Raw genomic sequence first — 23,049 nt, 5'->3', positions numbered from 1 at the left:
TGTCCCGCCCCTGTTTCCAGTGAAACGTTTGAAACCCAACGATACCGGGGGTTGCGTAGAATGGCACCCATCAATGAGCGATCAAACCCAAACCGAAACCCCAGGCGGGGTTAGACACTGCGCCCCGTCATCCATAAGGAGAGCCCCATGCACATCGCATCTTTGCTTCACGCCATCTGCGCGGACCTCACCCGCACTTTTCCCGGGCTGGCCGCGTGCACCCCCTGCCTGGGCGACCTCGCTCCCGAGACGATCCCTGAAGGCGGAGACGACGGGCCCCGTGCCTGGGTCGCCCTTGCCGGGGCCGATACCGCCCTGGAGACGGCCACCGGCGAGTGGGACCTTCCCCTCTCCCTGGAGGCGGTGATCGCGGGCCCCGTCACCCCGGACGCCACCCTCCTCAACCTGGTAGAAGGACTCCTTGCTCACATTCCCGGCACCACCTGGGGGTTGGCCAGCGCCCACCCCGCCGGGGGAGTCGAGGCCAGGGGGTGCCCCTCCCACCCCCTGGCCTCCGGGGAACGGGCTGTCTGGACCCTCACCTGGAACCAGATGCTACGCCTGGGCGAATCCCTCTGGACCTCCCCGGCGCAGCATCCCACCCGCCTCTTCACGGGCCAGGCCCCCAACATCGGCCCGGGCCATGAAGGCGACTACACAACCCTGGAGGTGACCCCATGATGACTGAACTGGAGTACCGCATCGCCGAACTGGAACGACGCCTCCGAAGCCTGCTCCTCGTGGGAACGGTGCAGGAACTGGATGAAAAAACAGCCCGGGTTCGGGTGGCGTCAGGGGGAATTGTCACGGACTGGCTTCCCTGGCTCACCCACCGGGCAGGCCCCGACAGCCAGTGGTGGGCCCCGGAACCCGGAGAGCAGGTGATGCTCCTGTGCCCCTGCGGGGACCCGGCCCTGGGTGTGGCGCTTCCCGGCATTCCCAGGGATGCGTTTCCCGCACCCGCAGACGTTAAGACCGTTCACCGCACCGCTTACCAGGACGGTGCCGTCATTCAGTACGACCGGGAGGCACATGCCCTGTCCGCAACCATCCCCGGCACCATGGAGGGCACATGCAACGGAGATGCCTCCCTCACCTCCGGGGGCAAGGTAACCGTCAAAGGATCCGGGGGCATTATCCACGACGGAGACAGCACTGGGGCCTGCCTGGGCACGGTAAACGGACACTGCCTCTGCCCCTTTACGGGTACCCCCCATGTCCATGTGTCCGCAAGCGTCACCTCAACCAAGTAAAGGAGGCCACATGGCCATGACAGCCAAAGGCATGGCAAACGCCATCCGAACCCGACAAGGAGCCCTGGAGCCGGTACAGGCGTCCGATCCGGCACAGGCCCAGGCCTTTGCCCAAAAAAGCCTGGAAGCCCTGTGCCAGGGCATCATCGACGAAATCACCGCCCACGCCGTGGTCACCACCACCTCCGGTGCCCCGGATGGCGAACACTCCGGCAACATCTCATAAGGGCAAGCTTCCGGCGGCGAGGTGAGCCACCTCGAAAGCGGGTTGCGCTTGCGCATTTTCCTTCGTCCCTCAGGAAAATACGCAAACGCCTTCGACTCGGGCTTCGCCCGATACATAAGCTGGTGGTTTGTACGAGCTGTCCCACAAGCCTTGAAAGACCGGGACTCATTCACGTAACCCGTTGACTGTCAGATTTAACCGCACTGCCTCCGGCGGGTCGCTTTAAAAAAAGCTCCGCAAAAACTTTTCGAAAATAAGATGGGCAATGCAAGGTTGCTGTGTGCACCAGAAACGAAGCCTGTTTGTCAAACTTTTCAAAAGTTTGGCCCCGAGCGAGGCCGCCGGAGGCAATTTTAAAGGAGAAACAATGCCCGACACGATCCCCGCCGTGGGGATGGACGCTGAAACCGGCGCCCGACTCTCCGGTTACGACCACTTGAAACAGAGCATCGGCGACATCCTCTCAACGCCCCTGGGCTCCCGGGTCATGAGGCGGGACTACGGCTCCCGGCTCCCGGAGCTCATGCACGCCCCCATGACCCCGGGGCTCAATGTGGAGGTCTTCGCCGCCGTGGCCGAAGCCCTGGCCACCTGGGAAACCCGTTTTCGCCTGACCCGTGTGGAATCCGTCTCCGCCGGGCCCGGCCAACTCACCCTCAGCCTTCGGGGAGACTACCTTCCCCTGGGCAAGGAGATCCTCATGGAAGGAGTGATAGTCCAATGAGCCATGCCCTGCCGACCATTGACCTGACCCGGCTCCCGGCCCCCGACGTTGTCGAGGAGCTCAGTTACGAAACCATTTTGGACCAGTGGAAAGCCACGTTTCGAGACCACTGGGGCCATGCGGAAGACGCCCCCCTGCTGGACCTGGAGTCCGACCCCGTGGTGAAGCTTCTGGAAGCCGGTGCCTACAGGGAACTTCTGCTTCGCCAGCGCATCAACGACAGTGCCAGGGCCGTGATGCTCGCTTATGCCGTGGGCAGCGACCTGGACAACCTGGCCGCTCTCACCCCGGCTGCTCGAAAGGTGATCCACCCGGGGATCCCGATGCCGTCCCCGGTGCCCCCTGTCCTGGAGAGCGACGACGAATTCCGTCGGCGCCTCCAGATGGCCCCGGAGAGTTTTTCCGTGGCAGGGCCCGAAGGTGCCTACCTCTATGCGGCCCTTAAGGTGCCCGGATGCCGGGACGCGTCCGTCACCAACCCCGGCCCCTGCAAGGTGGAGGTTACCGTCCTTGGCCGAGAGGGAGACGGCACCCCATCTGACGCAGTGGTTCAAGCGGTGGAAACGGCCCTTACCGACGGCGACGTGCGGCCCTTAACCGACGAGGTCACCGTAAAAAAGGCAACCATTTTGCCCTATGCCATCCATGCCACCCTGGCCTTTTACGACGGACCGGACACCCAGGTGGCAACGGACGCAGCCCGGGATGCAGTGAAAGACTACGTGCAATCCCACCACCGGCTGGGAGACGGCATCACCCTCTCGGGGATCTATGCCGCCCTCCACCAGCCCGGGGTACGCAAGGTCACCTTGACGAGCCCCACGGCGGACATTCCGGCCCTCGCCCACCAGGCTGCCTACTGCACGACCCTGGAGGTCATGGCATGAGCATACTGCCTCCCAACAGCACCCGCCTGGAACGGGCCCTGGATGCGGTGTTGGCTGACCGGCTGGAGAGCCTGCCCGTGCCCACGGACCACCTCTGGGACCCGACCACGTGCTTAAAGAAAACCCTGCCCTGGCTGGCCTGGGCCCTGTCCGTGGACACCTGGGATCCTGCCTGGACCAAAGACCAGAAGCGACGGGTCATCCAAAACAGCCCGGCCCTCCACCGCACCAAGGGGACACGACGCGCCGTGGAAGACGCCCTTTCTGCTTTGGGCTTCCGGGTGGAGGTGGAGGAGAAGCTGGGTGGAAGAACTCCGAGGAGAGTGCACCCGGCACCTTTGACCTCGTGGTGAAGGTACCCGCCGGATACGCCGTGGACAAAGCCACCTACGATGAGGTGTCTGCCCTGGCAAACCGTGCCAAAAACGCGCGGAGCCAATTAGGAACCATTTCACTGATCCCCGAGGGCCTGACACAAAAGCCTCTGTTTTCAGCGGCCACGGCCTCGGGCATCGTCACCACAATTTACCCCCTGGGCCGCATCGGCTTAGGGGACGACGTCAGATAAAGGAGCATCATGTCAGAGTTCTACACCCTGTGGACCGACGCCGGACTGCAACAGATCGGTGCATCGGTTGCTCAGGATAAAAAATTCACCATGCCCACGGCGGGTGGGAGACGGTGGTGCACCTCCTGTCCCCATGCAAGGGAATGACCGACCTTAAAAGCCCTGTATGGGAAGGCCCCATCTCCAGCATCACCCAAAGCCGTACAGACGCGAATACCTTTGTCTACGAGTTTGCCGTGCCCTCGGAACGGTGCCCTTCACCGTCCGTGAGGTAGGCCTCAAGGACGAAACCGGCGCCCTCTGCATCGTCGGCAACTTTCCCGACACCCCAAAACCAGTGGCAGCAGACGGCTCTGTTCGGGACATGGTCATCCGCATTCCCGTCCATTTTGAAAACGCCGACAGCGTCAGCCTCACCGTGGACCCTCGAGTGGTGGGCCAACGGAGACGTGGACCGAAAAATCGCGGTTCACAACGAGCATGGGGAATCACACCGAGATATCCGGCAGGATCTTGCCGAAAAAACAGCACAGGCCACGGAAGACAATCGAGCGATGCAGCCATTGCCTCCCAGGAGGAGGTGGATGCTGGCGAAGATGCGATAAAGATGGTTGTGCCTGAACGAGCTTAAAGCGTGGTGGGAATCGGTAAGGACGTGCAGATCAAAATAAAGCCGACAGTGTTTCCCCCTCACCACACACCCACACACCAGACCAAGTGGGGTGTGGTGAGTTAAGAGGCTATGAAGCAGGAGATGAAATTATGCTCTCCTACGCGCCGTAGGATTGAAGAAATGGACTCTCGTCGGTTGCTTGAGCGTAACGGCGCTTCGTTGCTCCGGTCTGACTATCCTGAATTATTTAAAAAAATAGGAACCATATATGGTTTCGCAGACTCAGACCATTTCAATTTACCGGATGACCGCGGCCTATTCCCACGCTTCTGGGACCATGGCGCAAATATTGACCCTGATATTGAGCAACGCCGTGATCGCGGTGATGGTGCTATTGGGGACCATGTTGGGACAATACAATATAGTATAAATAAGTCTCATATCCATGGTTTACCAACAGAGATGTCAGCAACTCCACAGTTAGGAAGTGAAGGCTGTTTTTGTGACACAGACCAAATTTGGAGACGTCGAACAGTTGTTAATAACGTAGCTTATGCTGAAAATGATTCTGTGCATGTCAACACAATGCATGATGGAAGAGGCGAATCAAGACCTATCAACAGAGTTAAATGGGGAGGTATTTTCTACTAATGTCTACGTTATATAACGCTCATCCAGAAAACAGGCGAATACATGCAAGGGAATGAAACTCGACCAAACAAAAACCCCATGTATAACCCTGAAACACACAACCCGAATGACAAATACCTCTTCAACCCAAAAACCTCAACAATGATTCAACCCCTGACCACCCAAAAAAATGAAGTAAATGTCCTTCAAAACGGGACATGGGTAATTAAAAAAGATTTTCGAGGAGTCTCTTTTTGGAAAAAAGATGGCACCCACAACACCATCAAAAACATTGGTGAGCTCTTGCCTCCCGGGGTATTAACAACGCCCCCTTCATCGCATTTCCACCAAATCCACGACGGAACCGCCTGGATTGTCGACATACCCATGATGGCCGAGTCAAGACGCCAGGAACGCGACGCCAAGATTTCAGAGACCTACAGCCCTGCCATCCAACAACTCACACGTTGGATAGACAACAACCGGGAAGTCCCAGAGCCCCTGGCCTACTATACCCATCAGCGGGACGCCTGGCACGCCTGGGCCGATGCACTGTGCACCCTGCCGGACCAACCCGGATTTCCCTGGCCCGAGGGTGAGGTGCCCTGGCCGGAGCAGCCCCCCAGGCCAACCCCATACGACGCAACCAATAAAGGTTAACCGCCGGGTTACCGGCACCCACGAGAGATATCAACACACAAGGAGACAAGCATTATGAGCGAAACATTCCTGCACGGCATCGAAACCATTGAGATCGACGACGGCACCCGGCCCATTCGCACCGTCAAGAGTGCGGTCATCGGCCTCATCGGCACGGCACCCGACGCCGACGACGCCCTTTTCCTGCCACGCCCGATCCCCGGTACGCCCAGGGCGGCAGCGCCCCTGGGAGACAAGGGCACCCTCAAGGCGGCCCTGGACGCCATCTTTGACCAGGCCGGAGCCATGGTGGTGGTGGTGCGCGTGGACGAAGGCGCCGATGACGCAGCCACCCTCACCAATGTCCTGGGCGATGCCGCTACCGGCACCGGGGTTCACGCCTTTCTGGCCGCGGAAAGCGTTGTCAAGGCAAGCCCCCGCCTCCTGTGCCCCCGGTTTTACCGGCACCCGCACCGGAGATGACGCCAACCCCGTGGTGGCCGAGCTCCAGGGCCTGGCCGAGAAAATGCGGGCCGTTGTCATTGCCGACGGCCCCAACACAAACGCCACCGATGCCATCGCCTACCGGGAGACCCTGGGCAGCGACCGCGTGTTTGTGGTGGATCCCGGCGTCAAGGTGTGGGACCCCGCCACCAAGGCCAACGCGGTGCAGCCTGCCTCGGCGCGGGTTGCGGGCATGATCGCCAAGCGGGATGCTGAGAAAGGCTTCTGGTGGAGCCCCTCCAACCAGCCTGTCAACGGCATCGTGGGCACGGCTCGGCCCGTGGCCTTTCACATGAGCGACCCCGCCTCCGAGGCCAACCGCCTCAATGAGAAGTGCGTGGCCACCATCGTTCAGAAGAACGGCTACCGCCTCTGGGGCAACCGCACCACGGCCACCGACCCGATGTGGGCTTTCCTCTCCGTGCGCCGCACCGCGGACATGATCTACGAGAGCATTGAAGAAGCCTTCCTCTGGGCCATGGACCGCCCCATGAGCGCCAACCTCGTTCTGGACATCCAGGAGAGCGTGGGCTCCTATCTCCGGCACCTCAAAGCCGTGGGCGCCATCCTGGGCGGCTCCTGCTGGCTCGACCCCGAGCTCAACAGCCAGGAACAGCTCATGGCGGGCAAGCTTTACCTCGACTTCGACATCGAACCCCCTGCGCCCCTGGAGCACCTTACCTTCCGGGCCCACAGGGACAACGGGCACTACACCGAGCTGGTGAACCAGGTCCTTTCTGCCTCATAACCAGGGGATATATCCCCTGGACCCCAGGTTCGCGAATGCTCCGTCCCTTCGCTTGTCGCGCCGTAGCCCATTGACGTTGAGCAGGTAACAATACCTTGCCATGGACGAAGGCGGATTCCTCAGGGACGTCTCATTCGCTGACGGGCTTCGCCCGCGGAACATCATCGGTGGTGACATAACCGCGCAATCATCCATCACCCGACTCTGCCTGAAACAGACCGGGTCATAACCCCAACACACACAGGCCCCTTCCCAACATCCCCGCATAACGGGGCCGGGAGAGCCTTACCCAAACAAGGAGATACCTTATGCTGCCTAAAAAATTGAAAAATTTCACCGCCTTTGTGGACGGATCTGTAGGGTATGCAGGAAAGATTACCGACTGATTCGCCAAGCTCACCCTCAAAACCGAAGAATTTCGCGCAGGAGGCATGGACGCCCCCGTGGAGGTGGACATGGGCATGGAAAAGCTCGAAGCCACCCTCACCTTTGGCGAGTACAGCGAAGCGATCTACAAAAAATTCGGCCTGGTGAACGGAAAAGCCGTGAGCCTTACCCTCCGTGGCGCCCGCCAGAACGATCAAGGCACCGATGAGATCATCATCAACCTCCAGGGCGGCTTCAAAGAACTGGACGCAGGCTCCTGGAAAGCCGGGGACGACACCTCCCTCAAAGCCTCCGTGGCCCTTCGCTACTACAAACTCACCATCGCGGGCACCGTCCTCATCGAACTCGATGTGGAGAACATGGTCCGCAAAATCAACGGCGTGGACCAGCTCCTCGAACAGCGCCAGGCGTTGGGATTTAAGTAAATAAGGTTAAAAGCCTCCGGCGACCTTGCCGGGGGCCAACCTTTTGCCTGATTTCTAAAAATCGGGTTTGCCAAACAGGTTTTACATATGGTGTCGGCTGTGCTGGTGAAACCGGCATACCCTGAACGGCAGCGACCCATGTGTTCGTTTAAGGAGCGCCGCACCCAAAAAAAAGCCGCACAGGAGTGCGGCGCTCCAACTATCTTGGCTCACCACGGGCCTTTTACGAATCCTGAAAAGCCGACGGCCACCGTAGGACATATCTCAAGCCTGCGTCTGCCTCAATAAACACACGATTGAATCGACTCTATTTTTTTATAAGGAGACACCCATGAACACCACCACCCTCACCCTCACATTCCCCGTGACCCTCAACGGCATCGAAACCACAGCCCTTTCCATGCGACGTCCCAAGGTGCGGGACATGCTCATTGGAGAGAAAAAAGGCAAAAGCGACGCCGAGCGCGAAATCCACGTCTTTGCCAACCTCTGTGAAGTCACCCCGGACCTCATCCAGGAACTGGACATGGCAGACTACGCCGAGCTCCAGAAGACCTATCAGGATTTTTTATCCTAAGCCCGTCGGCGGCGAGAGCCCTCACCCTTGACATCGCCACCCACACAGGCTGGGGCCTGGGCGAGCTCCTGGAACTCGACGGCGAAGAGCTCCTGGCATGGCACCAGGCCCTGAGGGAGGCCCTGGAATAACGACGGGGCCTAAAAACAACCTCCGGCGGCGAGGTGAGCCACCTCGAAAGCGGGTTGCCGTTGCGCTTTGTCCCTCGTTCCTCGGGCCAAAACGCAACGGCCTTCGGATCGGGCTTCGCCCAAAGCATGTTAACCCGGCAACTGAATACCCAACACAGGCCAACGTGAAATCGTTACACGACAGTCATGCGTCTAACCGCCGGGTTCAGAGCCGAAGCGATCTCCGGGCTAACCAAAGAAACCGACATAAACGTTACTGTTGGGCACGGGCGTAGCCCGTCAGCGAATGTGCAGGGGTGAGGAACGAACCCCGGAGCATTCGTGATCCTGGGCCTGCCCTGCTTACTGAGGAAAAACAAATGGCATCCACAGACACACTCACACTCCCCACGGGCACCTCGGCCGCACAGGCCATGGTGGCCGCGGGTGAAGCCGTGATTGATCAGATCAGCCGCGTTGGGCAAAGCCTTAAGGAGTTCTCCCTTGGCCTTTCCAGTACGCAAGGCGCCACCGGAAAGGCAAAAAAAAACATGCCGGGTGCCGCCCTTACGGCCACTCCCAAACAACCCAAAACGCCCGTGAGCGATGCCTTAAGCTCCCTGGCACCTATCATCACGGACCTGGGCAAGGCGGTGGTTCCCCTTCAAGAGACCGGAGAACTGGCACAGGAAGCCTGGGAAAAAGCCAAAGGCGGTGTAGGCTCGGCTTTCGCGGCCGTTAAAGCCCTCAAGGATCCCAAAGACAACCAGACCAAAGCAGACACAAAGGCACCCGGAAAAGCCGCCCAAAAAAAACGGCAGAAAAAGCCGGGGAAGGCGAAAAAAGAGGCCGGTGACGCGGACGATCCAGCCAGGCCCGGCACAGCCCTTGAGCGGGTCACAGCGGCGGCCTCCAAACTGGGATCGGCGTTTTCGGACATCACGGAGAGCGCAGACACGGCGGTTGAAGCCTGGGACAGTGCAAACGAAGGCATGGACGCGGCGCAAAACGCTCTGGCATCCCTGCAAGAGGGCTTGGGAGACGCCGGGGAAGCTCCTGACGGAAGCATCCTTCAAGGCATTCAAGCCACGGCAGGTTCCTTTCAATCAGCCCTGGGCTCCATCCAGGGTCTGGGTCAGGAGAGCTCACCCTTCCGACGAGCCTTGCCCCCCTTACCACCGTGGTCACCGATTTCGGCGAAGGCCTGGAATCTCTCCAGGACAAAGCAGCCACCGCACAGGATGCATGGAACAGCGCCAAAGAAGGCGTGGATGCGGCCAAAAACGCATGGGCATCCCTGAAGCAGGGCTTTGGTAAAAAGCCCGCCAAGGACGGAGAGGATGCTGAAAATACGGGAAAACCAATCCGGGCGCGCCTGGGTCCGTTTTCCAGGGCATCGGGACGGCGGCCTCTTCCTTCCAGACCGCCCTGGGCACCCTCAAGGGACTGGACACCGGTGACATCACCCTTCCTGCAAGCCTTGCCCCCCTTACCACCGTGGTCACCGATTTCGGCGAAGGCCTGGAATCTCTCCAGGACAAAGCAGCCACCGCACAGGATGCATGGAACAGCGCCAAAGAAGGCGTGGATGCGGCCAAAAACGCATGGGCATCCCTGAAGCAGGGCTTTGGTAAAAAGCCCGCCAAGGACGGAGAGGATGCTGAAAATACGGAAAACCCCTCCGGCACGCCCGGCTCCGTTTTCCAGGGCATCGGGACGGCGGCCTCTTCCTTCCAGTCGCTCGGGCAATCCTCAAGGGACTGGACACCGGTGACATCACCCTTCCTGCAAGCCTTGCCCCCCTTACCACGGTTGTCACCGATTTCAGCGAGGGGTTGGAATCCCTTCAGGAGAAAGCGGCAAGCGCCCAGGAAGCCTGGGACAGCGCCAAAGAGGGCGTGGACGCAGCGAAAAACGTGTGGGCAGGCCTGAAACAGGGACTTGGCGGATCGAAAAAGGGTGAAAAAAACGCTTCGGACAAGGCCGGTGGAAAAGCAAAAAAAACACCCGGCGACATCTTCCAAACGGTTAAAAAGCAACGGCCGCCTTTGAAACCACCCTCGGCCGAGTTGGCCAGATGGCACACATGGACCTCGGCCTCCCTGCCCAATTTGAACCCCTGCAATCGGTTCTCTCCAACGTGGGCAGCTGCATCGACGCCGTTCAGGAAAAAGCCGAAACAGCCAAGGCCATCTGGGAAACACCAGGCAGGGAGTGGATGGTGAAAACAGGTCTCACCACCATGTCCGGCATGGGCGGCCCCATCGGGGGCGTTGCCACCAAGCTCCTCTCCATGGGCTCGGGGGTCAAGGCCCTGGGGGGCACCTTCATGGGCTTTGCAGGCAGGGTGATCCCCATGATGGCCGGAGGCATCCGCGCCCTGTCCGCTGCCTTCATGGCCAACCCCATCGGCATTGCCATCGCCGGGATCGCCATGGCAGCGGTGCTCATTATCAAGTTCTGGAAACCCCTGGGAGCGTTTTTCAAAGGGCTCTTTGGGGGCATTATGGGGTTAGTCAAAGGCGTCCTGGGCTGGCTCATGCCCACCTTCAAGGTCATCGGCGCTGTCTGGAAAACATTCTCGGGGCTTTTTTCCCGGAAAAAGAAATCCGAAGACGAGGAGCCCAAAGAAAAAGAGGCGTCTCCCAAAGACAAAAAAAGCGCAAAGGCTTCGAAAAAGACCAAACCGGGCACGGCCCTTGCCAAGAGCACCGGCGGAGCACGCGTCGGCAGCACCCCGAAACCGGGGAGCACGGCGTCCAAGCCCAAAACAGTTCAGAAGCCCAAGGGAAGCAAACGCAAAAATAAACCTGCAGTCCAAGACAAAAAGGCACAGGCCACCAGGAAAAAACAAAAAAAACGGACTCTGCCGGCGGTGGCCCCATCAACATCTATGTCTACGGCGCCGAAGGGCAATCCACACGGGAACTGGCCCAGGAGGTCCTGCGCCACCTGAAACGCGAACAGGCACGGAGGCTTTATGACTAAGAACCTGACCAAAGAGGAGAAAGAAGAGCAGCGCGTCAAAGAGCACCTGATGATGGCCCTGGGTGGCTACAAGTTTGCCGTGGACACGGCGGCCTATCAGGAACTCCGGCGCACCACCCCCTACACCTGGACCGAGAAGAGCCGAAGCGGACGACGACCGGCCCTGAAATTCACGGGCATGGGCAAGGAGACCATCGATCTGTCCGGCACCATCTACCCCACCTACAAAGGAGGCCTGGGCCAGCTTGACGCCATGCGAAAGGAGGCAAAAAAAGGAAAACCCCTGCACCTGGCCGACGGGTTCGGTAACACCCGGGGACGCTGGTGCATCGAAAGCATCGAAGAGACCCAGACCTTTTTTCTGCCCAACGGCATCCCGCGAAAACAGACCTTTCGCATGACTCTGTCCGCCTATGGAGACGACAAATGACCCATTACCAGACCAAAGACAACGACATGCTCGACGAGGTGGTGTACCGCTTCTACGGCACCACCTGCGGCACGGTGGAAGAGACCCTTGAAGCCAACCCCGGCCTTGCCGCCTGGGGCCCGAGGCTCCCTGCCGGGCTCACCGTCACCCTTCCGACCATCACAGGGCCCGTCACCGAGGCCCCCATCAGATTGTGGGAGTGATATGACACCGGACTACAGAATTGAAGCCAACGGCAAGGACATCACCGACACCGTCAAGGACCGGCTCATCTCCCTGGCCGTTCTGGACGAGGCCGGGCTGAGGTCCGACACCCTCGTTCTGGAACTGGACAACAGGGGCAACCGGGTGGTCCTTCCTTACACGGGGGCCCGCATCGAGGTGTGGCTGGGCTATGCGGAAAGCGGCCTGGCGTCCATGGGAAGCTTCACCGCCGACGAACTCCGGGTGGAAGGGCCTGCCGAGACCCTTACCATTGTGGGCACCGCAACCGACATGACCGAGAGCATCAAGGAGATCAAGGAGCGGTCCTGGCACGGAATCAGCCTGGGGGACCTGGTCCGTACCCTGGCCATGGAGCATGGCCTCAGCCCCCAGATCCACAGCAGCCTCGATAAAATCCATCTTGAGCACCTGGACCAAAACGAAAGCGATCTCCACCTTCTCAGCCGTCTGGCAGAACGATACGGAGCCATGGCCAAAGCAGCCGCTGGGCGCCTTCTTTTTCTGCCCAAAGGAAAGGGAACCACGGCCTCGGGGACGGCCATCCCTCCGGTGCAACTCACGGCAGAGGACCTCACCCGGTGGTCCATGAGGCAGGTGGCCAGAAAGGTTTATCGCTCCACCCTGGCCTTCTGGCAGGACACGGATCGAGGGGCCAAGGGACACGCCCTGGTGGGTGCCGGGCATCCCCAGCGAGTGCTCACCGTGCCTGCCCCCACCTCCGAGGCCGCCTACACCCGGGCCCTGGCCGCCCACCGCACAGGCCCGCAGCAGGAGACCACCCTCTCCCTGGAGTGCTCCGGCCGGTTCGACCTTCGCAACGCCCCTGGACCTGCGCGAAGATCGGGCCGGGCATTGACGGCATGTGGGTGCTCGACCAAGTCACCCACACCCTGGACAGCACCGGGTACAACATAAGGGCCAGGGCGCGGCCCAAGGCTGCATGATGATGGGAATCAGGGATCCGGAATGACGCCCTTCGACCGGTGGAGAGGTTTTGTAACCATGAGGATGGGCAAAGGTGGTGCCGTGACCATCGGGCACGGCATGCTCCTGCACACCCGGCAACCGGAGAGGTGATTCCACGTATACCGATATGGGGTTCTCACGCCCCGATGGGATATGCATTAACGACACCGGTGGGATTTCGACCAGACGATGGGCACGCTCCGCTTTGCCCATCCTACGAGGTGACGCCCTGCGACCGGTGGAGAGGTTTTGTAAACAGGTAGGATGGGCAAAGGTGGTGCCGTGCCCATCGGGCACGGCATGCCCCTGGCATACCCGGGAACCGGTGAGGGGACTCCACGTTTACCGATATGGGGTTCTCACGCCCCGGTGGGATATGCATTAACGGCACCGTTGGGATTTCGACCACACGATGGGCACGCTCCGCTTTGCCCATCCTACGAGGTGACGCCCTGCGACCGGTGGAGAGGTTTTGTGAACAGGTAGGATGGGCAAAGGTGGTGCCGTGCCCATCGGGCACGACATAAACCGAGCATACCCAAAAGCCGGTGAGGGGACCCCACGTTTACCGATATAAGGTTACCACGTCCCGGTGGGATATGCATTTAACGGCACCGTTGGGATTCGAACCGCACGATGGGGACGCTTCGCTTTGCCCATCCTACGAGGTGACGCCCTGCGACCGGTGGAGAGGTTTTGTGAACAGGTAGGATGGGCAAAGGTGCGCCGTGCCCATCGGGCACGGCGGTGCGGCGCTCCAAGACCTATGCCTCCCGGGGCTCGTCGTAGAATGTCTGGCTATCGAGGTCCTGCATGGTGCGGAGGGTGTAGGGACCGTTTTTGGACTCTTCGAACCACTGCTCTGCCTTGGCACGGCAGGCCGGGCACACCCCGTTGGGGATGTGAACGCCGAAGAGGTGGTGGCCGGTGTCCGAGGAGGAGTCCACCTTGAGGGCGCCTTTGCACTCCCTGCACACGGTGATCTCATCAATCTGCATTTCATAGATCATGTCTGTGTCGTACATGATGTTGCGGCGGCGGCTCACGGTCTTGTGGTTGCCAACGAGCTTGGCCTGGAGGGCTTCTCTCTGGCGCCAGGTGGAGAGGACGGCCTGGCCGATCTGGCGCACCTGCCGGGTGACGTCGGGGGGCTGGGCAATGCGGGCGGCATCGAAACCCGGCTCTTTGATGCCGGTGTAGTCAAGACCCGCAAGGGCCAGGATGATCCCGGTGTTGACATACGGGAGAGCCCCTTCGATGGAGTAGCCCCCTTCCAGAACGGCGATATCCGGGCTCAGCATGTCGGTGAGGTCGGCGTAGCCCCGGGCCGAAAAGTTCATGTTGGTGAGGGGGTCGGAGAAGTGGTTGTCCTGGCCTGCGGAGTTGATGATGATCTCAGGCTTGAAATCCTCGAGGATGGGCATGACCACGTTTTCAACGGTCCAGAGGTAGCCTTCGTCCGAGGTAAGGGGCGGCAGGGGAATGTTCACCGTGGTACCCAGGGCGTTGGGCCCGCCCAGCTCTTCGATGAAACCGGAGCCCGGATAGAGGGTCCGCCCATCCTGATGAATGGATATAAACAGGGTGTCCGGGTCGTGCCAGAAGATGTCCTGGCTGCCGTCGCCGTGGTGGCAGTCCGTATCCACAACGGCCACGCGCCGCACGCCGTGCTTGGCCCTCAGGTACTCGATCATGATGGCTTCGATGTTGATGTTGCAAAAGCCCCGGTTGCCGTGGACCACCCGCATGGCATGGTGCCCGGGGGGACGCACCAGGGCAAAGCCTTTTTCCACGGCCCCTTCCATGACGGCCTTGGCCACGGTCACTGCTCCCCCTGCGCTGATGAGGTGAGATTCGGTGGTGACGCTCTCGATATCCGGGGCGCAGAAGTGCACCCGCCGGATGTCCTCATGGGTCACCAGGTCGGGCTTGAACTCGGTGATGCCCTCGATATCAAACAGCCCCTCTTCAAACACCTGGTCCTGGGTGTAGAGCAGCCGCTCCTCCCGCTCCGGGTGGGTGGGATCGATGGCCCAGTCAAAGGCAGGAAAAAAGACCAACCCTGTTTTTCTGTCCGCTTTGATCATCATGCGTGTCCTTATAGTATATGGACGGCTCGCAACGACGCCATCCTGTATCCTCAGTCCTTGCTACTCACCACCGGCTATATCGTACCCATCAATGAGCCCCGGCTTCACCTGGGCCCGCACCCGGATGTTCTTGCCCGTGGCGCGCATGTACCATGTTGAAGGCAATGCTCTCGACGATCTCGGTCTCCGGGCTTGCCGTGCGGCTGCCTGCCTGGCGCGCCTTTTCCACCAGAAAATTCCTGGCCGTCTCTTCGGCATCATCCAGGGTGTAGTGATGGTCCATGGTTTTGGAGTAGTTCTCTTCGGGGATGAGGATCACCCCTTTTTCCGTATCGGCAAACAGAGTCACCTCACAGGTGGTGCGGGCAAGGGCCGCCCCGATGGCGTTGGCGACGCCCCAGCGCGGAACGGGCCGAACGGCCTTGTCCGTGCAGTCTGCAAGGTATCCGGAGAGGGCCTTGGCCGGGCCGCCGAGAAGAAGGATCTCCTCCGGGGCCACCCGGTACCCTTCCATCATCTCGTGGATGGTGTAGACCGGCTTTGCGTTGATCTCGGCCACGGCCTTGCGGGCATGATCCAAGATGGTGCGCCCCATGGTTTCCATGACCTTGCGGGCCGCCTCTTCAGGGGAAAGGCCCAGGGCCTCTCCCACGCGGCGCATCCCCTCCTGGGCCAGGGCAAGGTCCCCTTGGGTGCCGTCGGGATCAAGGACCACCATGGCGTCCGTGGGGGTTGGCTCCGGACCGCCGAAGGCCATGGCAGGCCCAAGGCGCTGGGGTCCGATGATCACGGCCCCGTTGTCCACACGGACCTGACTGTCGCCGCCCAGACCCACGGAGGTGCTCTTCAGGGAGCGGATCAGGGTGCGCCAGGGGCCTACGGTGATGCCCAGGGGCTCCAGTACCGGGGCGCGCTTGACCAGGATGGCGATATCCGTGGTGGTCCCCCCCACATCCAGAACCAGGGTGTCCACCGAGTCCGATGCCCACGGAATGGAGCCCATGACGCTTGCCGAAGGCCCGGACATCACCGACTCGCCGGGATGAATCATGGAGGTTTCCATCTCCATGGTGCCGCCGTCGGCTTTGAGGATATAGATGGGAATGTCGATTCCCTTTTCCTTGAGGCTGTCCCGGACGGACTCGTAGAAGCGTCGGTGAATGGCGTAGACCGATGCGTTTAAAAAGGTGGTGTGAATCCTGCGGGGAAAGTTGAGTTGCCCGGAGACGGTGTGGCCGGTGAAGACACGCTCGATCCCTTTTTTCATGAGGATCTCTTCCATGCGCTGCTCGTGGCCGGGGTTGCGGGTGGAAAATTTTCCCACCACCCCGACCGTTCGGATCCCTTTGGCAAGGAACGCATCGGCAAGGGCCTCCACCGCGTCACGGTCCAGCCCCTCCACCACCCGCCCGCGATGATCCACGGCCCCGGAAGCGGTATGGTACTCCTCACAGCAACGGAACAGCATGGGGTCGAGGCCCGGCCCCCCCGCCACCACCATGCCCACCGTTTCGAGTTTTCCAGTCACCACGGCGTTGGTGGTCAGGGTGGTGCTTAGCACGATGCGTTCCACCGACGCGGTGTCGGTATCCCGGATCACGCTCTCCAGGCCGGAAAGGATGGATTCAAAAAGGTTCTCGGGGTCGGTGGGCACCTTGGTCTGCCGAATCAGCCCCTCCTTCCCGATAAGCACAACATCCGTGTGGGTTCCCCCCACATCCAGGCCGATAATCATGACTACCTCGTTTCTTTAGAAATTGGGGACTTCGGGGAGGCCAACGCCGTTCATGCTCACCCAGGCCGCTTGCCGAGCTGCGGCATCTAAGCGAACACAGGTGGGGTGGCCATGATCCCAGGGTCTGAAATCACCGTACAGGGTCTACGGGTTCATCAGATCATGATGAGACGCAGCATCACCCGCAGGCATGGGCATCCATGGTATTGCGTCGGTGACGGAGCTCCCGGTAAGTCGAGCTGAATACTAACGTATCTATAGGAATATTCTTACGGTGTCAACACAGACTCAATCATTGATAAACCCTTGATTACGAACCATTTAGACTCGCACAGGCAGAAGAGCCCTTGCCCCTGCGCGACAGTGCATATCTACCTCCGGCATCCTTGTGAAAGAACATGTTCCCCTTTTCCTCCCTGATTTTACAAAGCGCACAAACTATAAAAGCAAAAAAGACACCCAAATGGATCCGTGCTTCAATGATTTGATTTATCGATCAATAAGTTAGAAACCCAAACAAAGAGGCCTTCCCCCGCCACCCACACCTTATTTCGCATACAAATCAACTTTCCCCCTTTCTTTTTTCCAACATTTCCATTATCAGATAATAAAATGTGTTTTATCCCGCAATCATTGATGCGCACACAAAAAGCCCGATTTCACAGAGCCTCCGACCTCATCCCGGCCAGGGCCCTCGGGTCTGAGCCAACGGCTCCGGCGCCCAATGAACCGGTTGTTTTCGATGGACCTACAATGCTTAACGGGGGTTATCATGTCTGTTGTAAAATGGGAGAAAAAGGACCGCACCGCCGTTGTCTGGATGGACAACGGCGCCAACACCCAGAACCTGGTTTTTGCCCAGGAGCTGAACCGCTGCCTCGACGAGGCCATCGCCGATGAGGAGGTCACGGCCATCATCCTTACCTCCACGGACCCGAAATCCTTTTCTCAAGGGGTGGACGTCCAGTGGATGGGAGGCGCCTTTGCCGACGGAAAGCTCGATGACATCAAGGGCTTCATGTACGGCATGAACGATGTATTCACCAAGCTTCTGACCCTGCCGGTCCCCACCATCGCCGCCATCAACGGCCACGCCTTCGGCAACGGAGCCATCCTCTCCTGCGCCTGTGACTTCCGCTTCATGCGCGCCGACCGTGGTTATTTCTGTTTTCCCGAGGTGGACCTGGGCATCCCCTTCCTCCCGGGCATGCTCGCCTTCGTGAAAAAGGCCTTTGCCTTCGACCACTTCAACGACCTCTACCTCACGGGTCGCCGGGCCGGTGCACCCGAGCTTGCCGAGCGCAAGATGCTCGTCAAAGCCAGTGAGAACCCCGAGGCCCTCATGGAAGACGCCCTGGCCTTTGCCGCCACCTTCGCCAAGAAGCGCGGTATCTTCAAGATCCACAAAGCGAGGAACCACAAGCAGATCCTCGACATCATGGAAGCCGAAGACAAAGAGGTCATCGAGTCCCTGGCCCTTTTTGTTACCGACTAGCCGACCACAGGAGCCGGCCCGTACAGGGCCGGCAACGCCATGCCCGTATCCATTTACACCCGCACATCCCGCATCGTCCTTGTCCTTTCCATTGCCGCCATCACCGTCTTGTCGCTGGTGCCGGTCCAAGGGAGCCTGGCCGTGAACATCTGGGACAAAGCCCAGCACGCCGGGGCCTATATCTACCTGGCCCTGCTGACGTGTGCCGCCACGCCGCTCCGGCGGCTCACCTGGCGTCACGCCGCCCTGCTCATGACCTACGGAATCTGCATCGAAGGTGCCCAGGCATTCCTTCCCTGGCGGAGTTTTTCTCTTTTGGACATGGTGGCCAACGCCTCGGGTATCGCCCTTGGCTGGGCCCTTTCGGCAGGCCTTCGCAGGGCGGGAGCACCTGGGTTTGACCCCGAAAAAGAGCAAAGCCCCAACGGACGGAATTCCCATCAATAATAGTGATGACTACCATCAAAAGCCCCCCTCCCTAAACACCCCATCCACTCTGCGCATCCCCCCGGCCTGAAAGGCTTTTCAGCAAAACCTCCTTCCCATCGCCACCCCGGCGTTGATGGGAGAAGACCCGCCCATCGAACCGCCCCGCTCGCAGTTCCCCGTCCCGCAGATCCCCTCTTCCCCTTTGAAATCATGCAACATACAGACACCGTTCCCCTGCGAAATAGGCGTACCGAAAACGCATCGCCGCTCCCTGCCGGGTGTGGGTATTTACTCGATATGTTTTGTTTATTCTTATTGACACGCTTTCATCTTTAAGAGTAGAAACACTATTGTCCTGAAAAGGACACTATGGTATAAATTTTTTCTTGGAATAGTTGTGAGCATAAGGTTTTCACGGATTATACCATTCATATAATGACTGATTTGCTCTTTTGTGTTGTGGGAGCACATCATCCTTTCCTGCCATAATCGACGGTAGAAACGACCAGTGGCTTGGGGCGGGAAAAATGACACGGAGGATAATGTAAGTATGGCTGAGGCAATCAAAATCGGCGGAGGCACCAGAAGTGCCTTCAAAGACAAGGTGATGGAGATCCTGCCCGAAGGTGGGAACCTCAACGCCTGTCTGACCTGCGGGCTCTGTGCCTCGGGCTGTCCGGCAACCGGACTGGCCGACATGGACCCCCGAAAGTTCCTGCGCATGGCGGCCCTGGGCATGGACGAAGAGATCGCGAAACACGACTGGGTTTGGATGTGCAGCATGTGCCAGCGCTGCGAGCGTATCTGCCCCATGGAGATCAACATTCCCCAACTGGTGTACAACGCGCGTAAGCTCACCCCGAGAGAAGAGCGACCCAAGGGTATCCTCGGCTCCTGCGACATGGCCGTAGCCAACGACACCTGCAGCGCCATGGGCTGTTCCCAGGAAGACTTCGAGTTCGTCTGCGAAGACGTCATCGATGAAGTCAAAGAGTCCCAGCCCATGTGGGAAGAGAAAGACCTCCAGGCCCCCATCGACAAGCAGGGCGCCGAGTTCTTCCTCAACCAGAACTCCCGTGAGCCCATGACCGAGCCCGAGGAGATGGTTCCCCTCTGGAAAATCCTCAACATCGTCGGCGCCGACTGGACCTACGGCAGCAAGGGCTGGGCCGGTGAGAACTACTGCATGTTTCTCTCCGATGACGAGAGCTGGAACAAGCTTACCAGCACAAGCGCACAGAAGTGTAATGAATTGGGGTGCAAGACGTTCCTCAACACCGAATGAGGGCACGTTACCTTCTCAGTCCTGGCAGGACTGAAAAAATTCAACATTGAGCACAACTTCGAAGTCGAAAGTATCTACAACCTCTACGCCCAGTGGATCCGTGAGGGCAAGCTTCCCGTCAATTCCGACTGGAACAAAGAACTTGGCATCAAGTTCACCGTCCAGGATCCCTGCCAGATCATCCGTAAGTCCTATGGGGATGAAACGGCGGACAACCTGCGCTTTGTCGTTGAGTCCGTGGTCGGTAAAGAAAACTTCATCGACATGTACCCCAACAAGAGCAACAACTTCTGCTGCGGCGGCGGCGGTGGCTTCCTCCAGTCCGGCTACAAGGATGAGCGCCTCGCCTACGGCAAGATCAAAGATGCTCAGATCCAGAAAACCGGTGCCACATACTGCATCGCTGCCTGCCACAACTGCCACGCTCAGATCCATGAGCTGAGCGAGCACTACGGCGCGCACTACCACGTGGTTCACCTCTGGACCCTGATCTGCCTCTCCCTGGGCGTTCTTGCCCCCAACGAGAGAACCTACCTCGGCCCCGAGCTTCAGGAAGTCAACGTTCCTGAATACATCGAGCCCGAGTTTTAATGGAGCCCCCTTTTAAGGGGAATCCGTTGCAGAGCCGATAATAAAAAGGCCGCCCGTTTCGGGCGGCCTTTTTTTATTTGGAAACCAAACCTACCCGACGCAGCCTCACACGGCCAAATCTCATCCATATACCCTTCACGCCTCCCATCCCCCCCCCCCCCCATACATAGGCCCTTCCATAATAAACGGCAAAAAAACCCACGAGACACAATCAAAGCCGAGTCCACCGGCAAGGGGAAGCGCCCCCTGCCATCACAGATCCCTGCCGGTAGCCCCATCATCTTGCCCCACAAAAAAAGCTCCCCCTCCCGTGAACATAGACAAGGGCACCACCACCCCCGTCCGGCACCGCTTGCACCCACGGACCGCTTTAGGCACACCAGCTGTGGCCACAGGCCATCATGAGACCCTCAACGATTTCCGTATGATTTCCAGCTTCTGGTCAGACAAAAACGCCCAAGAGCCAAGCCCTGCGGCTTTTTTTCCACTTTTTTATCAAAAACCCCTTGACCATTTGCTTCAAAATAGATTAAAAGCTTTTTGTCTCGACGCGGGATGGACACCTTCCGCAGCGAGTGTTAAATTAAAAATATGGCGATGTAGCTCAGTTGGTTAGAGCATGCGGCTCATATCCGCAGTGTCCGCGGTTCAATTCCGTGCATCGCTACCATTTATAGAGAAGCCGGTTAGTTTCCCTCAAACTCTCCGGCTTCTTTTTTTAGAAAAATATGGCGATGTAGCTCAGTTGGTTAGAGCATGCGGCTCATATCCGCAGTGTCCGCGGTTCAATTCCGTGCATCGCTACCATAATTATAAAGAAGCCGGTGTGTTTCCCTCAAACTCACCGGCTTTTTTTGTACCCGCCCCTTCACCCTGCCCACCCCCGGTGGCCCCGGCGCGAAACGGCCCATCCCACGGCTTGATGCGCCCAGCGAATCCCCCCGGTTTACAGCTATTTCCCACTTCGTTCTTGAAATCAGCCCCAACCTTTATTAGTGTGGGGGCACACGACCCAGGCGATTTTAACCTTACCCACTGACATTGTTGAACAATCCGCTTTTACCACCATTAGGGCGTGATGATCACTATTTTCAGGATTTCAGTCACTCATGCGTATCGGTTTTAACCGCATCATTGAAGAGAAAATTCTAAAGGCCCAGGAAGACGGCAAACTCGACAACCTTCCCGGCCTCGGAAAGCCCCTGGAAATGGAAGATGACAGCCGGGTCCCCGAAGACCTGCGCCTTGCGCACAAGATCCTCAAAAACGCGGGCTGTGTTCCGCGGGAACTTGAAGACCATGTGGAGATCAGGCGCACAGAGGACCTGCTCCGGGAGAGCGACGACCTCTCGGAAACCTACCGTGCCATGAAGCGTCTCCGGCTGCTCAAGGCAAAACTCCTCCGCGACGGCCGTTCCCCGGCCATCTTCGATATCCCGGAAGCCTATCAAGAGGGCGTGCTCAACAGACTCAACAGAAAACAGAACGGTTAACGGGGCTACGGGCCCCTTTCAGGACAGATACACCATGAAGAAGTTGAACCTTGCAGTGATCTACGGAGGCACCTCCCCCGAGCGGGACGTCTCCCTTGTCAGCGGAAAAGAGGCCCTGGCCGCCTTGGACCAAGACCGATACACCATCCATGAGTACGACCCCAAGGACGGCCTTGACGCCCTTGTGCGCGACGCAGGCACCCTGGACGTCGCCCTCATCCTCCTTCACGGATCTCCCGGAGAAGATGGGACCATCCAGGGCCTCCTCGACCTCTTGAAGATCCCCTACCAGGGTTCAGGCGTTCTGGGCAGCGCCATTGCCATGAACAAGGAGCTCTCCAAAAAGCTTTACCTCGACGCGGGGCTTCCCACACCCGAGGCCATCCAGGTCCGCAAGGGCGAGCCATTTGACGCGGCAGCCACCGTGACAAAGCTCGGCCTGCCCCTCTTCGTCAAGCCTGCCTGCGGAGGCTCCAGCCTCGGCATGTTCCGGGTCTCTGAGGCCAATGAGCTGGCCGGAGCCGTCGCCAAGAGCCTTGCCTACGACGACACCGTGGTCGTGGAGGCCTTCATTGACGGACCCGAGGTCACCTGCGGCGTCCTCGGCAACGACGATCCCAAGGCCCTGCCCGTCATCGAGATCATTCCCGAAGGAGACAGCCCCTATTTCGACTACGAGGCCAAGTACACCCCCGGAGCCACCACGGAGATCTGCCCGGCTCGCATCAGCGACGCCCTCACCGCCCGTGTCATGGACTTTGCCGAGCGTGCGCACCGCGCCCTTCACCTGAAGGGCTACAGCCGCACCGACATGATGATCAAAGGAGAGGACATCTTTCTCCTGGAGACCAACACCATCCCGGGGATGACCCGCACCAGCCTGCTGCCTCGGGCAGCCAAGGTCGCCGGTCTCTCCTTTTCCGCCCTTCTGGACCGGCTCATTGAGCTGGCCCTGGAGTCTAAGAACGGACAGCCGTAACAACGCCCAATTCATTTTAGGGAACGCATTGTCGTTTATTTAACCTGAGACA

At 59.2% G+C, this 23,049-nt stretch carries 26 protein-coding genes, 2 tRNA genes and 1 pseudogene; 27 read left to right on the top strand and 2 right to left on the bottom strand.

Annotated elements, in window-relative coordinates; genetic code table 11:
• Positions 1–147: 147 nt before the first annotated feature.
• From ACOYW1_RS03340 to ACOYW1_RS03245, 20 genes and pseudogenes are all read left to right on the top strand, one after another.
• On the top strand, positions 148–681 hold the full coding sequence (locus ACOYW1_RS03340) for a hypothetical protein (RefSeq protein ID WP_482421652.1): 534 nt from the start codon (positions 148–150) through the stop codon (positions 679–681).
• On the top strand, positions 678–1,253 hold the full coding sequence (locus ACOYW1_RS03335; protein WP_482421651.1) for a phage baseplate assembly protein V: 576 nt from the start codon (positions 678–680) through the stop codon (positions 1,251–1,253). Before ACOYW1_RS03340 ends, ACOYW1_RS03335 begins: the two co-directional genes overlap by 4 nt.
• 10 nt (positions 1,254–1,263) lie before the next feature.
• Complete coding sequence (locus tag ACOYW1_RS03330; protein WP_482421650.1) at positions 1,264–1,479, top strand: hypothetical protein; 216 nt, start codon at positions 1,264–1,266, stop codon at positions 1,477–1,479.
• A gap of 367 nt (positions 1,480–1,846) precedes the next feature.
• Positions 1,847–2,203, top strand: coding sequence for a GPW/gp25 family protein (locus ACOYW1_RS03325; protein ID WP_482421649.1), 357 nt, complete (start codon positions 1,847–1,849; stop codon positions 2,201–2,203).
• Positions 2,200–3,090, top strand: a complete 891-nt coding sequence (locus ACOYW1_RS03320) for a baseplate assembly protein (protein ID WP_482421648.1) — start codon at positions 2,200–2,202, stop codon at positions 3,088–3,090. Before ACOYW1_RS03325 ends, ACOYW1_RS03320 begins: the two co-directional genes overlap by 4 nt.
• A complete protein-coding gene (locus ACOYW1_RS03315; RefSeq protein ID WP_482421647.1) occupies positions 3,087–3,443 on the top strand; it encodes a phage tail protein I in 357 nt (118 codons plus the stop codon). Before ACOYW1_RS03320 ends, ACOYW1_RS03315 begins: the two co-directional genes overlap by 4 nt.
• On the top strand, positions 3,440–3,658 hold the full coding sequence (locus tag ACOYW1_RS03310; RefSeq protein WP_482421646.1) for a hypothetical protein: 219 nt from the start codon (positions 3,440–3,442) through the stop codon (positions 3,656–3,658). Before ACOYW1_RS03315 ends, ACOYW1_RS03310 begins: the two co-directional genes overlap by 4 nt.
• Positions 3,659–3,667: 9 nt before the next feature.
• Positions 3,668–3,805 (top strand): hypothetical protein, encoded by a 138-nt coding sequence (locus tag ACOYW1_RS03305; RefSeq protein ID WP_482421645.1) that lies wholly within the window; start codon positions 3,668–3,670, stop codon positions 3,803–3,805.
• 103 nt (positions 3,806–3,908) lie between these two features.
• Complete coding sequence (locus ACOYW1_RS03300) at positions 3,909–4,289, top strand: phage tail-collar fiber domain-containing protein (RefSeq protein WP_482421644.1); 381 nt, start codon at positions 3,909–3,911, stop codon at positions 4,287–4,289.
• A gap of 111 nt (positions 4,290–4,400) precedes the next feature.
• A complete protein-coding gene (locus ACOYW1_RS03295) occupies positions 4,401–4,922 on the top strand; it encodes a phage tail protein (protein ID WP_482421643.1) in 522 nt (173 codons plus the stop codon).
• Between the two features lie 42 nt (positions 4,923–4,964).
• Complete coding sequence (locus ACOYW1_RS03290) at positions 4,965–5,561, top strand: tail fiber assembly protein (RefSeq protein WP_482421642.1); 597 nt, start codon at positions 4,965–4,967, stop codon at positions 5,559–5,561.
• A 54-nt stretch (positions 5,562–5,615) separates the two neighbouring features.
• Entirely contained in the window at positions 5,616–6,023 is a 408-nt protein-coding gene (locus ACOYW1_RS03285; RefSeq protein ID WP_482421641.1) for a hypothetical protein, read from the top strand.
• On the top strand, positions 5,962–6,792 hold the full coding sequence (locus tag ACOYW1_RS03280; RefSeq protein WP_482421640.1) for a phage tail sheath family protein: 831 nt from the start codon (positions 5,962–5,964) through the stop codon (positions 6,790–6,792). The genes ACOYW1_RS03285 and ACOYW1_RS03280 overlap by 62 nt, the downstream gene beginning before the upstream one ends.
• 404 nt (positions 6,793–7,196) lie before the next feature.
• Positions 7,197–7,604: pseudogene (locus tag ACOYW1_RS03275) on the top strand (phage major tail tube protein); the annotation flags it as partial.
• A 331-nt stretch (positions 7,605–7,935) separates the two neighbouring features.
• The gene (locus ACOYW1_RS03270) at positions 7,936–8,181 is read left to right on the top strand and encodes a phage tail assembly protein (protein WP_180136728.1); all 246 of its coding nucleotides are present in this window, start codon (positions 7,936–7,938) and stop codon (positions 8,179–8,181) included.
• A gap of 490 nt (positions 8,182–8,671) precedes the next feature.
• Positions 8,672–9,592 (top strand): hypothetical protein, encoded by a 921-nt coding sequence (locus tag ACOYW1_RS03265; protein WP_482421639.1) that lies wholly within the window; start codon positions 8,672–8,674, stop codon positions 9,590–9,592.
• Positions 9,593–10,377: 785 nt separating this feature from the next.
• Complete coding sequence (locus tag ACOYW1_RS03260) at positions 10,378–11,247, top strand: hypothetical protein (RefSeq protein WP_482421638.1); 870 nt, start codon at positions 10,378–10,380, stop codon at positions 11,245–11,247.
• Between the two features lie 24 nt (positions 11,248–11,271).
• On the top strand, positions 11,272–11,709 hold the full coding sequence (locus ACOYW1_RS03255; RefSeq protein WP_482421637.1) for a phage tail protein: 438 nt from the start codon (positions 11,272–11,274) through the stop codon (positions 11,707–11,709).
• Entirely contained in the window at positions 11,706–11,912 is a 207-nt protein-coding gene (locus ACOYW1_RS03250; RefSeq protein WP_482415172.1) for a tail protein X, read from the top strand. Before ACOYW1_RS03255 ends, ACOYW1_RS03250 begins: the two co-directional genes overlap by 4 nt.
• A 1-nt stretch (position 11,913) precedes the next feature.
• Entirely contained in the window at positions 11,914–12,849 is a 936-nt protein-coding gene (locus ACOYW1_RS03245) for a contractile injection system protein, VgrG/Pvc8 family (protein ID WP_482421636.1), read from the top strand.
• A gap of 815 nt (positions 12,850–13,664) precedes the next feature.
• Here ACOYW1_RS03245 and ACOYW1_RS03240 read toward each other — a convergent pair.
• Together ACOYW1_RS03240 and ACOYW1_RS03235 are read right to left on the bottom strand one after the other, a co-directional pair.
• Positions 13,665–14,990: a histone deacetylase family protein gene (locus ACOYW1_RS03240; RefSeq protein ID WP_343052467.1), complete on the bottom strand. Its 1,326-nt coding sequence runs from the start codon at positions 14,988–14,990 to the stop codon at positions 13,665–13,667.
• 88 nt (positions 14,991–15,078) lie between these two features.
• The gene (locus tag ACOYW1_RS03235; RefSeq protein ID WP_482421635.1) at positions 15,079–16,725 is read right to left on the bottom strand and encodes a hydantoinase/oxoprolinase family protein; all 1,647 of its coding nucleotides are present in this window, start codon (positions 16,723–16,725) and stop codon (positions 15,079–15,081) included.
• Positions 16,726–17,497: 772 nt separating this feature from the next.
• On the opposite strand from ACOYW1_RS03235, the gene ACOYW1_RS03230 reads away from it, so the two are divergent.
• The 7 genes from ACOYW1_RS03230 (at position 17,498) to ACOYW1_RS03200 (ending at position 22,997) form a co-directional block, all read left to right on the top strand.
• On the top strand, positions 17,498–18,220 hold the full coding sequence (locus ACOYW1_RS03230; RefSeq protein ID WP_482415168.1) for an enoyl-CoA hydratase/isomerase family protein: 723 nt from the start codon (positions 17,498–17,500) through the stop codon (positions 18,218–18,220).
• 39 nt (positions 18,221–18,259) lie between these two features.
• Positions 18,260–18,667, top strand: coding sequence for a VanZ family protein (locus ACOYW1_RS03225; protein ID WP_482421634.1), 408 nt, complete (start codon positions 18,260–18,262; stop codon positions 18,665–18,667).
• A gap of 532 nt (positions 18,668–19,199) precedes the next feature.
• Positions 19,200–20,525: a (Fe-S)-binding protein gene (locus ACOYW1_RS03220; protein ID WP_482415166.1), complete on the top strand. Its 1,326-nt coding sequence runs from the start codon at positions 19,200–19,202 to the stop codon at positions 20,523–20,525.
• A 593-nt stretch (positions 20,526–21,118) separates the two neighbouring features.
• Positions 21,119–21,195 (top strand) — tRNA-Met (locus tag ACOYW1_RS03215).
• Positions 21,196–21,255: 60 nt separating this feature from the next.
• A tRNA-Met gene (locus ACOYW1_RS03210) sits at positions 21,256–21,332 on the top strand.
• Between the two features lie 302 nt (positions 21,333–21,634).
• Positions 21,635–22,018, top strand: a complete 384-nt coding sequence (locus ACOYW1_RS03205) for a DnaJ family domain-containing protein (protein WP_482421633.1) — start codon at positions 21,635–21,637, stop codon at positions 22,016–22,018.
• 34 nt (positions 22,019–22,052) lie between these two features.
• Positions 22,053–22,997 carry a D-alanine--D-alanine ligase family protein gene (locus tag ACOYW1_RS03200; protein WP_482421632.1) on the top strand — a complete coding sequence of 315 codons (945 nt, stop codon included), beginning with the start codon at positions 22,053–22,055 and terminating at the stop codon, positions 22,995–22,997.
• Positions 22,998–23,049: the final 52 nt, after the last annotated feature.

Source organism: Desulfoluna sp. CYM3A, assembly GCF_056829965.1.
The sequence above is the reverse complement of the archived record's forward strand: the minus strand, read 5'-3'. Positions and strand labels throughout refer to the sequence as shown.